Source organism: Streptomyces sp. RGM 3693 (assembly GCF_050471125.1).
In the GTDB taxonomy this organism is placed as follows: domain Bacteria; phylum Actinomycetota; class Actinomycetes; order Streptomycetales; family Streptomycetaceae; genus Streptomyces.
Map to the genome: position 1 here is coordinate 1,491,723 of NZ_JBMPPQ010000003.1, position 13,180 is coordinate 1,504,902.

Annotated in this window: 12 protein-coding genes; 7 read left to right on the forward strand and 5 right to left on the reverse strand. The window is 69.4% G+C overall.

Annotated elements, in window-relative coordinates; all coding sequences use genetic code 11:
- On the reverse strand, nucleotides 1-453 hold the full coding sequence (locus ACO0M4_RS35090) for a tautomerase family protein (protein WP_430375119.1): 453 nt from the start codon (nucleotides 451-453) through the stop codon (nucleotides 1-3).
- Here ACO0M4_RS35090 and ACO0M4_RS35095 point away from each other — a divergent pair.
- Nucleotides 446-934, forward strand: a complete 489-nt coding sequence (locus ACO0M4_RS35095; protein WP_430375120.1) for a MarR family winged helix-turn-helix transcriptional regulator — start codon at nucleotides 446-448, stop codon at nucleotides 932-934. The two genes, ACO0M4_RS35090 and ACO0M4_RS35095, sit on opposite strands and share 8 nt — an antisense overlap.
- Nucleotides 935-1,113: 179 nt before the next feature.
- Here ACO0M4_RS35095 and ACO0M4_RS35100 read toward each other — a convergent pair whose 3' ends face one another.
- On the reverse strand, nucleotides 1,114-2,352 hold the full coding sequence (locus ACO0M4_RS35100) for an IS701 family transposase (RefSeq protein ID WP_430374045.1): 1,239 nt from the start codon (nucleotides 2,350-2,352) through the stop codon (nucleotides 1,114-1,116).
- Between the two features lie 348 nt (nucleotides 2,353-2,700).
- Nucleotides 2,701-3,078, reverse strand: a complete 378-nt coding sequence (locus ACO0M4_RS35105; RefSeq protein ID WP_430375121.1) for a nuclear transport factor 2 family protein — start codon at nucleotides 3,076-3,078, stop codon at nucleotides 2,701-2,703.
- Between the two features lie 130 nt (nucleotides 3,079-3,208).
- On the opposite strand from ACO0M4_RS35105, the gene ACO0M4_RS35110 reads away from it, so the two are divergent.
- From ACO0M4_RS35110 to ACO0M4_RS35120, 3 genes are all read left to right on the forward strand, one after another.
- Nucleotides 3,209-4,555, forward strand: a complete 1,347-nt coding sequence (locus tag ACO0M4_RS35110) for an IS630 family transposase (protein ID WP_430375122.1) — start codon at nucleotides 3,209-3,211, stop codon at nucleotides 4,553-4,555.
- Between the two features lie 358 nt (nucleotides 4,556-4,913).
- Nucleotides 4,914-5,465 (forward strand): SMI1/KNR4 family protein, encoded by a 552-nt coding sequence (locus tag ACO0M4_RS35115; protein WP_430375123.1) that lies wholly within the window; start codon nucleotides 4,914-4,916, stop codon nucleotides 5,463-5,465.
- Between the two features lie 233 nt (nucleotides 5,466-5,698).
- Nucleotides 5,699-6,520, forward strand: a complete 822-nt coding sequence (locus ACO0M4_RS35120; protein ID WP_430375124.1) for a PhzF family phenazine biosynthesis protein — start codon at nucleotides 5,699-5,701, stop codon at nucleotides 6,518-6,520.
- 68 nt (nucleotides 6,521-6,588) lie between these two features.
- Here the strand turns inward: ACO0M4_RS35120 and ACO0M4_RS35125 are convergent, their stop codons facing one another.
- Entirely contained in the window at nucleotides 6,589-7,365 is a 777-nt protein-coding gene (locus ACO0M4_RS35125) for a CPBP family intramembrane glutamic endopeptidase (protein ID WP_430375366.1), read from the reverse strand.
- A gap of 254 nt (nucleotides 7,366-7,619) precedes the next feature.
- Between ACO0M4_RS35125 and ACO0M4_RS35130 the strand changes: the two genes are divergently transcribed.
- Together ACO0M4_RS35130 and ACO0M4_RS35135 are read left to right on the forward strand one after the other, a co-directional pair.
- The gene (locus ACO0M4_RS35130) at nucleotides 7,620-9,407 is read left to right on the forward strand and encodes a substrate-binding and VWA domain-containing protein (protein WP_430375125.1); all 1,788 of its coding nucleotides are present in this window, start codon (nucleotides 7,620-7,622) and stop codon (nucleotides 9,405-9,407) included.
- Nucleotides 9,408-9,513: 106 nt separating this feature from the next.
- Nucleotides 9,514-10,341: a hypothetical protein gene (locus ACO0M4_RS35135; protein WP_430375127.1), complete on the forward strand. Its 828-nt coding sequence runs from the start codon at nucleotides 9,514-9,516 to the stop codon at nucleotides 10,339-10,341.
- Nucleotides 10,342-10,375: 34 nt separating this feature from the next.
- Here the strand turns inward: ACO0M4_RS35135 and ACO0M4_RS35140 are convergent, their stop codons facing one another.
- Nucleotides 10,376-11,932: a glutamate-cysteine ligase family protein gene (locus ACO0M4_RS35140; protein WP_430375128.1), complete on the reverse strand. Its 1,557-nt coding sequence runs from the start codon at nucleotides 11,930-11,932 to the stop codon at nucleotides 10,376-10,378.
- A 560-nt stretch (nucleotides 11,933-12,492) separates the two neighbouring features.
- On the opposite strand from ACO0M4_RS35140, the gene ACO0M4_RS35145 reads away from it, so the two are divergent.
- Nucleotides 12,493-13,077, forward strand: a complete 585-nt coding sequence (locus tag ACO0M4_RS35145) for a hypothetical protein (RefSeq protein WP_430375129.1) — start codon at nucleotides 12,493-12,495, stop codon at nucleotides 13,075-13,077.
- Nucleotides 13,078-13,180 lie beyond the last annotated feature (103 nt).

Consider the following 13,180-nt stretch of genomic DNA (forward strand, 5'->3'; position numbering starts at 1 on the left):
TCACACGGTGAGGGTGCCGCCGACAAAGGTACGTTCTGACGGTGACGCCACGAGTTCGACCATGGTGCCGGCGCGGAGGTCATCGCCGACAACGCGCGTGATCGCGTCGGTGAGCGCGCTGCCGAGGCGCGCGGTGATCTGGGCGGCGTCGGGGCGGTCGAAGACGCTAGCGCGGACGCCCAAGATCACCGAGGCGTTTGTGTCCACGGCCTTGCCACCCTGCGCGAAACGGCCTGCGGGGACTCCCGCCAGGCGGACGCTTACGAGGTCGCGGGCCCATTCACCATAGACGTCGACGACAGCGTCGGTCAGTGCGGCGACGAGCATGGGTTCGTTCCCGGTCAGCCTGTTCTCTGGAAGGTGGACGGTCAGATGCGGCATAGTGGACCTCGTTCCCTTTGAATCCAAAGCCTTTGCTTTTAAAGGTATCTGGAAGAGGTCGCCGATGTCCACGGAATCGGACGGTCCAGCCGTCAATGAGGCTGTCCGCACCCTGCTGTTGCTCATGCCACGGCTCGTGGGCCGCGCCAAACGCCTGCCCATACCTCCGGCGCTCCAGAGTCTGGACCTGGCACCGCGACACCTCGCGCTGCTGGCCCACCTGGAGTACGACGGCCCCACCAGCATCAACGAGCTGGCCGCTCGGCTGGAGCTGGCCCCGACGACCGTCAGCCTCATGGTCAGCGAGCTGTCACGGCCGGGCGTCCTGCAGCGCACTGCCGATCCCGCCGACCGCCGCCGCCGCATCATCGCCATCGCCCCCGCCTACGCCGCACCGATCGGCGAATGGCTTTCTGCCAGCGCCTCCGCCTGGGAATGCGTCATGCGCGGTCTCGACCCCGCGGAACGCGCCACAGTCATCGCCGCCCTGCACGCCTACGAGGCCGCCTTGGAGCAGGCGGGCGACCAGCATCGGAACGCGCAGATGCTTTAGCGAGCCGAGATTTGTCTCAACGAAGCGAGTCCCCGCGTCTCACCCAATCCAGTCCACGCAGGTCAGCGCAGAGGTGGACGACTAATACTCCAGCAGCGGTTCGTGTCCTGAGCTGCTTCTTCTTTTGTAGTGGCAGTGTTGGGCGGTTGCCTGGCGGTGTCTGCGCCAGTGGGACCAGGTCAGTGCGTGATCTCGTGGATGGCGGTGTGGTGTTCGGTGGGGCAGGAGATGTTCCAGGAGCCGGCGGATCTCCGCCACGGTGAGTGGGATGGTTCTGCTGGTGGGGTCGTTTCTGCAGCCCCTTTTGAGGCGTCGGCGGCGAGGCCGGCGAGAAAGGCGTGGGCGAGCATGGCCAGGGTGACGTGGCGGTACCAGCCCACGTAGCGGCGGACTTCGTACTCGTCCAGGCCGCATTCGTTCTTCGCGGCCTGGAAGCACTCCTCGATCGTCCAACGCATACCGGCGACCCGGGCCAGATCAGCGACAGTGCAGACGACTGGGGCGTAGGCGAAGTAGTAGGCGATCTCGTCCGGGCGGGTCAGGCTTCGGCGGGCCAGGACCCAGCGGTGATGGGTGGGCTCATCACCGTCGAAGAAGCTGATGGCCGGAAGTCTGGCACTCGCCCAGTCGTAACGGCGCGGGCCTTTTGCACCGTTGCCGCAGGAGAGCCGCTGCCAGGCATCCTCCGGAGCCTGCCTGATGAGCTCGTCGATCCTCCAGGAGCCCGCCAGGGACTTGACCTGCTGCGACTTGGGCACCGCGACCACATAGCCGACACCGAGTTCCTCAAGTAAGCGCCGGAACTTCCACTCCTGGCCGTATGCCTCGTCCGCCGTTACCCACTGGGCAGGCAGGCCCGCTGCCAAGGTACGGATCACGATCGACTTCGCAAGCTCGCCCTTGGTTGCGAACCCTCTCTCGTCAGGGATCTTCGCCGCCCGGCAGCGTTCCCGGTCACTCGTCCAGGCTTTGGGGAGATACAACTCCCGGTCCACCAAGGCCCGTCCATGCTCGGTGGCGTAGGCGGCGAAGACTCCGATCTGGCAGTTGTCGATCTTTCCGGATGTGCCGGTGTATTGCCGTCCCACGCCCGCGGACGTGGTGCCTTTCTTGATGAATCCGGTGTCGTCGAGGATGAGCACACCGCCGGGGCCGAGCTTCCCGGCAACGTAGTCCCGCACATCGTCACGGATCTCATCCGCGTCCCAGACGCTCGAGTTCAAAAGCCGCTGGAATCCGTCCGGGCTACGGTGACCTGCGTATTCAGCCAGCTGCCAGCCGTTCTTGCGGGCCACCGGAGCCAGCAGTCCACGCAGGTAGTCCCGCATCCGCCACCGCAGATCCGCCCGAGCGAACCGACCCGCCACCCGAGCAAACACCGACTCCAACTCAGCGGCCCAGGCCGCACCATCCGTCATCCCCACCATGCCCAGTCAACGATGAACTACAGCTCAGGACACGAACCGCTGCTGGAGTACTAACTTCATTGAGACAGGACACCGGCGTCCTGCCTTCGTCGACCTGGCCCGTGTCTCAGGTGATCTGGTCCGGTTCGCTTGTGGTCTCAAGTGATCTGGTTCTTACGGCGTACAGAACGGGCGGTCGCTCGGAGGAACGCGCCCGCACCCGCAGCGAAAAGGGCATCCGCTGGGGCGGACGCCCCCTCAACACCGCAGCCTGACCAACCGCGAACCGCAGCCCCCGAACGCCGACGGGGCAAGTTCAGGAGAAGGACAGCGACAGAAGGACAGCGACAGAAGGATGACTCAGGAGGCGAACGGCTCGATCTCCCCCGCGAAGACGATGACCTGGTCGATGAGGCTCCGTCGCAGATGGACGACATCCGTTCCCGCCAGGCGGGGGCCTCCATCAGGCGTGGTGAAGACCCACTGGTATCGGGCCCATTCGCCAGGCATGTCCACCGCTGAGCAGCGCACCATCGTGCCGGTCCCCGCCGGATGGCGTCGGATGTCCAGCACGAACCGCTCGACCGCCCCGATTCCTTCGCTGCGACCCAACGGCCCCCAGAAGACTACGTCTGAGGTCAGGGCCTGGGAGAGCAGGGCAGTCACATAGCTGTCGTCCGAGGCGTTGAACGCGGAGATGAACGTGTCGATCGCGGAGCGTGCGGTCTCTTCCTGCATGCCCCAGTAATACCAGCCGTTTCGCGTGCGCTCGTCCCACGAGCCGCCTTCCGATCACGGTGAACCTTCCCGGTCACAGCACTAGTGCGATGCGCCAGAAATCCTGAGCTTAAGTATGTAGCCTGTTTTTATGTCTCGAGGACCTCGTGCTGTCGAAGTTGCGCTGTCCGGTAGGGAACGCGCGGAGTTGCTGCGTTGGACGGGCGGAGCGGTCGTGCCGCGTCTTGCTGAACGAGCGCGCATCGTCCTTGCCTGTGCGGACGGGATGCCCAATGCGCGCGTAGCAGCAAAGTTCAAGGTCACCACAGACACCGTGAGGAAGTGGCGTTCACGGTTTGCCGCCCAGCGGATGGCAGGACTTGCAGATGAGTCGCGGCCAGGTCGACGCAAGGCGGAGTTGGTGCTCAGCGAGGCCGAGCGGGCCCAGCTGACGCGCTGGTCGCGGCGGGCGAAGACCGCTCAATTCCTGGCTCTGCGGGCGAAGATCGTGCTGCGGTGTGCGGAGGGCGGGACCAACAAGCAGGTCGCTGCCGAACTCGGCGTCGGCCACCAGACGGTGAACCGATGGCGAGCCCGCTTTATCGCCCATCGGCTGGACGGGCTGGTCGATGAGCCCAGGGTGGGCCGGCCACCGTCGATCCTGCTCGACCAGGTCGAAGACGTCGTCGTGGCGACCCTGGAGTCCACGCCAGGCAAGGACACGCACTGGTCACGTGCCTCCATGGCCGCCCACACCGGACTGTCAAAGTCCACCATCGGTCGGATCTGGAAGAGGTTCGACCTCAAACCTCACCTGCAGGACTCCTTCAAGCTCTCCACCGACCCGCAGTTCGTCGCGAAGGTCGTCGATGTCGTCGGCCTGTATCACAACCCGCCCGAGAAAGCCGTGGTGTTATGCGTGGACGAGAAGGCCCAGATTCAGGCACTGGACCGGTCCCAGCCGGTCCTGCCGATGATGCCTGGGATGCCCGAACGCCGCACACACGACTACCTGCGGCACGGCATTACCAGCCTGTTCGCCGCGTTCAACATCGCCGACGGCACCATCATTGGCGAACTCCACCGCCGTCACCGGGCCATTGAGTTCAAGAAGTTCCTGATCACGATAGACAAGGCGGTCCCCACCGGACTCGACGTGCACCTCGTATGTGACAACTACGCAACCCACAACACCCCCGAGATCAAGGCATGGTTGGGAAGGCATCCGCGCTTCCATATCCACTTCACCCCGACCGGTTCCTCCTGGATCAACCAGGTTGAGCGCTGGTTTGCACTGCTGACCGACAAGCTCATCCGCCGCGGCGTCCACACCTCCGTCAAAGCCCTTGAAGCCGACATCAGGGCCTGGATCGACACCTGGAACGAGAACCCCAGATCCTTCAAGTGGACCAAAACCGCCGACGAGATCCTCAAATCCCTCGCCGACTACCTCACAAGGATCACTCCTCCAGACACCAACAACCAACAAGAAACTTAAGCTCGGGATTTCTGGCGCATCGCACTAGGGACCACATCAGCTGAGATTTTCGACTTCCCCACGTCTCAACAGATCTGGTCGTCGCAGGTCACAGCACTGACCCGAGACCAGATCATTTGCGACAGGCCACCGGCGTCCTGCCCTGTGGCACCGACCCACCTGAGCGCGTGCCACCGACCCACCTGACCACGTGGCACCGAAGCCTTGCCGGCGGCGAGTCCGTGCCTCCGAACGTGAGCGCGCTGGTCAGAGGCCCGGGCCGGACGCCACCGGTGCCCCCGGGGGCGCCGCCACCGGCAGCCGACTAGCGCCAAGGCGCGGGGGGGCCAGGCACCCCGGTCGTTGTTACGGTCGCCGGATGGAGAGCTGGGATGAGGGCGGCGTACGCCTTCGGATACGGCAGATGGCGGCAGGGGACCCGGGGCGGGAGCGATTCGGGGCGGACACGCACCGGTACGCGTTGGCGCCGGCGCTTCCGGAGGCGGAGATCAAGGCGTTCGAGGCGGCTCACGGCATCGATCTGCCGGCGGAGTACCGGTCCTTCGTCGCGCAGGTGGGTAACGGCCCCGCCGGTCCCGGTCACGGGTTGATGCCGTTGACCGCCCCCCGTGCGGAGGGCGGCGAGGAGTGGGCCGTGGATGACGAGTGGGCAGAAGACCGGCTGCCGGGCCGGCTCACCGAACCGTTTCCCCTCACCGAACCCCGGCCCGGCCGCATCGGCGCACCGGCCGACGAACTGACCCGGGGCACACTCATGCTGGCCGAAGAGGGCTGCGGCAGCTACCTCCGGCTGATCCTGAACGGCCCACGAGCGGGTGAGGTCTGGTGCTTGGACCCGGACTGGGGCGGCTTCGTCCCGAGGAGCTCCGGTTTCCGCGCCTGGTACACCGAGTGGCTACAGCGCACGTGAACACGCCTCGCGCCAGCCTTACTTCACCCACGGCCCACGGCCGCAGTCGTTCATGAGCCACCGTCCGAACCGACCCGCCGCCCTTCGATGACGTCCCCTCATGGGTGAGTAGCCCGAGCCGCTCACCCGTGGACGGCATCCGCGCAATCCGCACCGGGCGCCCAGGACATCCGGGTCCAGTTTCCTGGGATTGGCCTTGGCCTGCGGCTTTGCGCCGCACCTACGCTCCGGCCATGAGGATCCGCATCGTCGACGCCTTCACCGAGCGCCCGTTCGCCGGCAACCCCGCCGGGGTCGTGCTGTTCGACTCCCTCGCGTTCCCCGAGGACGCCTGGCTCCAGCACGTCGCCACCGAGGTCAATCTCTCCGAAACCGCCTTCGCGCACCCGCTGCCCCCGGGCGGCGACGCCGACTGGGCACTGCGCTGGCTCACCCCGGCCGCCGAGGTCAACATGTGCGGGCACGCCACCCTGGCCACCGCGCACGTACTGCACACCACGGGCACCGCCACCGGCACCGTCCGCTTCCGCACCCGCAGCGGCGTGTTGATCACCACCGCCGACGACGGCGGCTCGATCACGATGGACTTCCCCACCGCCCCGCTGACCCCCGTGGACGTGCCCGACGCCGTCACCCGGGCGCTCGGCGTCGAGATCCGTTCCGCCCACGACACCGGGCCCAACGTCGGCGACCTGCTGATCGAGCTGGCCGACGAGAAGGCCGTGCGGGACCTGTCACCGGACTTCGCGCTGCTCGCCGGGCACGGCGGCCGGGGCGTGATCGCCACCGCCCGCGCCGAAGACCCCGACGGCGGCTACGACTTCGTCTCCCGCGGCTTCTTCCCCGCGCTCGGCATCGCCGAGGACCCGGTGACCGGCAGCGCGCACACCGCGCTCGCCCCCTTCTGGTCGGCACGCCTGGGCCGCGACACCCTGGTCGGCCTCCAGGGCGGCGCCCGGACCGGATTCGTCCGGACCGAGCTGCGCGGCGACCGCACACTGCTGTCCGGTTCGGCGGTGACCGTCATCGACGGCGAACTGCTCGCCGCCCCCTGACACCACCCTGGTACGGCAAGAGGCGGGGGCCACCAGGCCACCCGCCCCGCACCACCGGATGCCGTGCCTCACGCCATGGGCAACCAGGGCACCCGCCCCGCGAGCAGCGCGTAACCCAGGAACGCGACGATGTCGATCAGGGCGTGCGCGGCGACCAGCGGCCCCACCCGCCCCCAGCGCCGGTACACCAGGGCGAAGATCACGCCCATCACCATGTTGCCGAAGAACCCGCCGATGCCCTGGTAGAGGTGGTACGAACCGCGCAGCACCGAACTGGCCGCCACCGCCGCCCACGGTGTCCACCCCAGCTGCCCCAGCCGGCGCAGCAGATACCCGACGACGATGACCTCCTCCAGGACGGCGTTCTGCACCGCGGAAGCGATCAATACCGGGACCTTCCACCACACCTCGGGCAGCGCCTCGGGCACCACCGTCAGGTTGAACCCGGCCGCCCGCGCGCCCAGATAGAGCAGCAGGCCGCTCCCCCCGATGATCGCCGCCAGTGCGGTGCCCATCCCCAGGTCGAAGCCGGGCCGCCGCCGGTCGAAGCCGATCGCGCGCAGCCCGCCGGCCCGTTCGCGCAGCAGCAGATGGGCCACCAGCAGCACCGGCACCAGCGCGGTTGCAATCCCGAACAGTTGCCAGGCGAGATCCAGCCAGGGTCGGCCGGGTGCGTGCGAGGCGTTGAGCGTCGCCGCCTGGTGCTTGAGACCGCCGGGTTTGGTCAGCGCCCCGAGGAAGCTGATGAGCGCGGAGACCGCGCTGGCCCCTAGGGAGAGCGCCAGGACGATCAGTGTTTCGTTCCGCAGCACGCTCCGGGCGGGCTCCCCGGCCGCCTCCAGCAGCCGCCCCGAGCCGTTCCCCGCGCCCGGAACGTCCGCGTCCGACACGGGACTTGTATCCGATTGCAAAGGTTCCTCCACTTCCGCAATACCGCCTCTTCACCACCGTCGCACCGCTAGGGTCTCGAAAGCAGGTACGAAGATCGCTCGCGACAGGCCGGGGACGGGCGCCCTCCATGTGGGGTGTTCCCGTCCGCATCGATCCCGATGGGGGTCCGGGGCTCCGGACCTCCGAGTATCAGGAGAGGCGCTACCGCATGGGACGTCACAGCTTGCCTGACGACTCCGCACCACCGGGCACGGGGTCCCCCCGCCCGCGCCGCCGGCGGACGGTCGTCCTCGCCACCGTCGTCGTCGTCGCGGCCGCCGCCGGCTCCATCGTGGCGGTGCGCGGCGGGCTCCTCCCCTTCGGCAAGCCGTGCGGCGGCGACGCCGTACAGCTCTCCGTGGTCGCCTCGCCCGACATCGCCCCGGCGCTGGAGGCGGTGGCGGACGAGGCCCGCAAGGACGCGGTCCGCACCGACGGCAAGTGCCTGGACGTCAAGATCAACGCGCAGCCTTCCTCCGAGGTCGCCGACTCGCTCGCCCAACGGCCCGCCAACCCCGAGTTCCAGGTATGGGTACCGGACTCCGACCTGTGGGTGGACCGGGTCACCGACGAGCGGGGCTCGTCCCTGACGTCCGTCGGCACCCTCGCCTCCTCGCCGATCGCCCTGGGCGTGGTCCGCAACGCCGCCCAGACCCTCGGCTGGCCGGGGAAGACCTACTCCTGGACCGCGCTGACCCGGACCGCGACCACCGACGGGACACTGCGCCTGGGCGTCGCCGACCCGGCCCGCAGCGCCACCGGTCTGCTCTCCCTGGCGCGCATCAACGCCGCCCACCACAAGGAGGCCGAGACCGGCGACGAGGCCGCCACCCGCACCGCCGCCACCGCCAAACTCCTCTACGAGCGGGTCGCGGACGGCGACGACCAGGTGCTGGCCACGCTGCCGCGCAACGACTCCGGTGCCGAACAGGGCAATCCGCGGCGCAACCAGGCGGTGCTCCTCTCCGAACAGGCCGCGTACGCCCACAACACCAGTGGGGACGGCGGCCCCCCGCTCGACCTCTTCTACCCGACGGACGGCACCGCGCAGCTCACCTACCCGTACACCCTCGTCGACGACAATGCCCTGAACGCCGACCAGAGCCGCGCCGCCAACCGCTTCATGACCCTGCTGGACGACACCTCAGGGCAGGAGACCCTGCACGACCACGGCTTCCGGGCCGGCAACGGCAGTGCCGACCCGAAGCTGACCAGTACGGCCGGCGGTCGCGCACCACAGCCGTACACCGCCGCGCCCGCCGACCTGCCGTCGGCCAAGGAACTCCAGGCGCTGCTGGGCATGTGGACCATCACGGTGCAGAGCGCCCGGATCACCACCGCCGTGGACGCCTCGCCCTCGATGGCCGTGTCGGTCCCCGGGCAGGGCGGCCGGTCCCGTATGGACCTCGCGAAGAACTCTCTCCTCCAGGCGCTGTCCACGTTCACGCCCGAGGACGAGATCGGACTGTGGAAGTTCGCCACCCACCTGGACGGCGACCGGGACTACGTGGAACTGTCGCCGACCAGCCGGCTCGGCAACCGCGGCGCGGACGGCGGCACCCACCGCGATGAGCTCACCGCCGCCTTCAACTCGCTGGCCCCCGTGCCACAGAGCGCCACCGGCCTCTACGACACCACCCTCGCCGCCTATCAGCGGGCGACCGCGACGTACACCACCGGGAAGTTCAACACGCTGGTGATCGTGACCGACGGTGCCAACGACGACGTCGGCAGCATCGACCTGGATTCCCTGGCCGCCGACCTCAAGCGGCTCGCCGACCCCAAGCGGCCGGTGCCGCTGATCGCCATCGCGATCGGCCCGCAGGCGGACCGGGCGGCACTGGACCGGATCGTGGCCCCCACCGGTGGCTCCGCGCACCAGGTCAACGACCCGTCGCAGATCCGCGAGGTGATCCTCAAGGCCATCATGGCGGCCGGCAGCCACGGCCCCCGCTAACCCGGACCAGGGCGATGCCGGTTGGCGCGCTCCGCGTCCCGCTCCACGGCACCGCGCCGCCGCACGACGGCCGCACCGGCTCCGCATTCCGCACGGGGGAATTCTCATGACCAGCCGACCGTTCACCAAACGACCAGCAAGCAAGTCACCGAAAGTCAACGGGACTTCGACCACCCACCCGACCATCAGCCAGCCCCGGCTCCGGCGCCGGCCCCGGCCGCTCGCCGCCACGGCCCTGGCCGGCCTGCTCACCCTCACCGCCTGCCAACCAGGAGCACAGGACCAACCCGACCCCCAGGGCGCCCGGCACCCCGCCGCCCTCCCGGAGAACGCCACCCCCTGCGCATCCGTGACCCCTGCCCCCAGCCCCGCACCGGACCCGATCCTGACCAGGCTGGCCTGGCGCTCCGAGGAACTGCCCGACGGTTCCCTGCGCACCACGGTCGGCGACATCGACGCCGCCCCGAAGGACCCCCGGACGGTGCGCCGGGCCGACTACCGCGCTCCGGACAGCCGGACGGACTGCGCCAACGTCAAGATCCTCACAGTGCACGGCTGGTGGTGCACCACCACGGTCTCCCGCACCGTCCAGGACGGCGAGATCGTGGTCGGCGGTGCCCGGCCGCGCGCCCGGATCCACTCTGCCGGCTTCCGCACCCACTGCGCGGGCCGGACCGCGCGGATGCGGCAGCACTACGAGATCCAACGGGACAGCTGGTCGGGCTGGCGCCCCTATGGCGAACGCGGCTACACGCCGTGGACGCCCGCCCAGGACCAGTCCGGCGGCCCGGTCGCGGCGTCCTGCCCCCGCGGCCGGGTCGGCACGTACGCCTACCGGCTGGCCGTCACGGTCGAGGTGGCGGGCCTCACCGTCGACGACTCCCCGGCGGCGAGCCCCCGGATCCGCACCGACTGCGGCACCGGCGTCAGCTGACGGACGGCTCCGCCGGACGCGCCGCGTGGCGGTGCTACGAGACGCTCCCCTCGGGCGCCGTCCGCCGCTGCGCCGGTACGACGGCCCCGCCGACCGGCCACGCCACCGGCCAGGTGTGCACCGGCTCCCCGGTGTGCATCAGCTCGCTGTAGCGCCGGGTCATCGCGGCCAGCGCGGCGTCCCGGGGCAGGCCCTGCCGCAACGCGTGGTGGAACGCCGCGGCCTGCCAGGCCGCCCCGTTGGTCCGGCGCGCGCAGCGGGCCTCGATGATGCCCAGATAGTGGTCCCGGTCGGCCGGTTCGATGCCCCAGGCGTCCAGCCCGGCGGCCGCCAGCGGCAGCAGTTCCTGTTGGACGAGGCGTACCGCGGGGACCTCCGCGAGGCCGCCGGCGCGGCCGGGTCGGGGCCAGCGGAGGGTGGCGTCGATGCCGTGCCGACAGGCGGTGTCGAAGTTGCTGGCCGCGGCACTGAACGGAAGTCGGGTCCACACGGGGCGCGGCTGTTCGGCCAGGGCGCGCACCAGGCCGTAGTAGAAGGCGGTGTTGGCCATGACGTCGGCGACGGTGGGACCGGCCGGCAGGACCCGGTTCTCCACGCGGAGGTGCGGGACGCCGTCGGCGACCGCGTAGACGGGTCGGTTCCAGCGGTAGATCGTGCCGTTGTGCAGGATCAGTTCGGCGAGGTCGGGCACCCCGCCCGCATCGAGGACGCGCAGCGGATCCTGGGGTCCGCACAGCGGTAGCAGCGGCGGGAAGAAACGCAGGTTCTCCTCGAACAGGTCGTACGCGGAGTCCACCCAGCGCTCGCCGAACCAGGTGCGCGGGCGCACTCCCTGGGCCTGGAGTTCGGGGGCGCGGGTGTCGGTGGCCTGCTGGAAGACCGGCGGCCGCGATTCGCGCCAGAGCTCCCGCCCGAACAGGAACGGCGAGTTGGCGCCGACGGCTATCTGGACGGCGGCGATCGCCTGGGCAGCGTTCCAGACGGCGGCGAACCGACCGGGCGTCACCTGGAGGTGCAGTTGGACGGAGGTGCAGGCGGCTTCGGGGGCGATCGACGGCGACCGGGTGACCAGGCGCTCGACGCCCTGGATGTCGATGGCGAAGTCCTCGCCGCGGGCGGCCCTCATCTGATCGTTGAGCAGGACGTAGCGGTCGTTGGCGGAGAGGCTGGCGACGGTGAGGTCGTCGGCGTTCAGGGTCGGCAGAATGCCGATCATGACGATGCGGGCGGCGACTTCGCGGGCCTTTCGCTCCGCGTAGCCGAGTCCGGTGCGGAGTTCTTCGGAGAGCTGGTCCAGAACGCGGCCGGACAATCGGTGCGGGGTGATGTTGACCTCTAGATTGCACTGGGCGAGTTCGGTCTGGAAATCGCCGCTGGCGATCCTTTCGAGGACCTGTGAGTTCAGCATGCGGGGGAGTCCGTCGGCGCCTGCGAGATTGAGTTCGATCTCCAGCCCCATGAGATTCTTGGGGCGGTCGAACCGCTTCTCCGCCAGGAGCCGGTGCAATCCCTCCAGACAGTCGTGCAGCTTTCTTCGATAGCGCTCCCGGTCCGCCAGGTCGATCCCGTCCGCGGTGACCTTCTCCCCCATCGGCGGGTCCCTCCTAGAGTGAACGGCTGGCGACCACGGGCTGCGGGACGCCGCCCCCGGCACCCCGAGCACGGGCTACGGTCGATGATGCCCCGGCAATCTGATCGATAACGCCTCAAGGGCATGCCGGTACCGTTACTCTCGCGGAGACGAGCACGGGGCATTTTCCACCGGCATATCTCGATGGCCAGCGCCGTCCGCAATTCGCTCGTAAAAAACACCGACGGGTTCCGGCCTACCGCTCCGTCGCAGAATTACGAGGTGACCTCCCCTACCCCCCGCACAAAGCGGCGGAAATCACCCCGTGCACCGGGCCGAATTCCACCTTGCCGGAAATCCACAAGGCGAGTAGCCGAAACACTTCCAGAACATGTGTCGTATAAACTTCGCAGACGAGGCAGAGATTTGGCGTCAGCGTGGCGGTGCCCCCATCGGTGCCCGGCACCGCTGCCGACCCACCCGGTCCGCAGCTCCGGTCAGCCAGGCTCTGACCCGCCCGCAGACAGCGCCGTCCGCACTGCCACGCTCCACCGTGTCTCCTAAGTGAGAGGCGACCCGCCATGCCGCTGCACGTTCCTCCCGCCCCTGCGCCCGCCCTGCGCAGCGTCCTCAGCGCCCTCGGCTCCCCCACCGCGGTCCGCGAGGCCCCGGCCTCCGCGCTCCGTACCCATCAGGGGCCGCTGAGCCCCGACCACCCGCTGCCGGTGCACGTCTGGGACGACGTCAGCCAGGCCGGTCCGCCGCGCACCCGCCTCGCCGGCTGGCGTTTCCTGGTCCGCGGCGGAGAGCGCGCCGTGGCCGCCGCCGAGGCCCGGCTCACGGCCGACGGCTGGACGTTCTCGCATTTCTGCGACGGCCCCTACGTCGCCGCCACGGAGCGGGCCCTGCAACAGGCCGAGTCCCTCACCGCGCCCTACCAGCCGCGGCTGCTGTCCGTGCCGGAGCTGTACATGCTGACCCTGTGGCTGCACCACGACCTCACCGCGGACGGCGCCGACGGGATGCCCACCACCGGTGACCTCCTGGTGCCGCTGGCGCCCGCCCCGCCCGGGATCGCCTCCCACCTCCCGCAGCGGGTCGCCGATCTGCTGCCCCGCCTGACCCTCCGCCTGGGCCCGGCGCCCCTGCTCCGCGAACCAGCCTGACGGGCGCCCCTCACCCGCACGCCCGCCCTGCGCCGATGCGCCCCGTGGACTCCTCGACCGCGGGGCGCACCGCCGTGTCCGCCCCCGTGCGCCGGTGGCGCGC

Bases quoted from the DNA above. Each gene is read 5' to 3' on its own strand.
- ACO0M4_RS35120 (WP_430375124.1), top strand. From the start codon at position 5,699: ATGAGGATCCGCATCGTCGACGCCTTCACCGAGCGCCCGTTCGCCGGC.
- ACO0M4_RS35130 (WP_430375125.1), top strand. From the start codon at position 7,620: ATGGGACGTCACAGCTTGCCTGACGACTCCGCACCACCGGGCACGGGG.
- ACO0M4_RS35110 (WP_430375122.1), top strand. From the start codon at position 3,209: ATGTCTCGAGGACCTCGTGCTGTCGAAGTTGCGCTGTCCGGTAGGGAA.
- ACO0M4_RS35115 (WP_430375123.1), top strand. From the start codon at position 4,914: ATGGAGAGCTGGGATGAGGGCGGCGTACGCCTTCGGATACGGCAGATG.
- ACO0M4_RS35100 (WP_430374045.1), bottom strand. From the start codon at position 2,352: ATGACGGATGGTGCGGCCTGGGCCGCTGAGTTGGAGTCGGTGTTTGCT.
- ACO0M4_RS35140 (WP_430375128.1), bottom strand. From the start codon at position 11,932: ATGGGGGAGAAGGTCACCGCGGACGGGATCGACCTGGCGGACCGGGAG.
- ACO0M4_RS35145 (WP_430375129.1), top strand. From the start codon at position 12,493: ATGCCGCTGCACGTTCCTCCCGCCCCTGCGCCCGCCCTGCGCAGCGTC.
- ACO0M4_RS35105 (WP_430375121.1), bottom strand. From the start codon at position 3,078: ATGCAGGAAGAGACCGCACGCTCCGCGATCGACACGTTCATCTCCGCG.
- ACO0M4_RS35135 (WP_430375127.1), top strand. From the start codon at position 9,514: ATGACCAGCCGACCGTTCACCAAACGACCAGCAAGCAAGTCACCGAAA.
- ACO0M4_RS35095 (WP_430375120.1), top strand. From the start codon at position 446: ATGTCCACGGAATCGGACGGTCCAGCCGTCAATGAGGCTGTCCGCACC.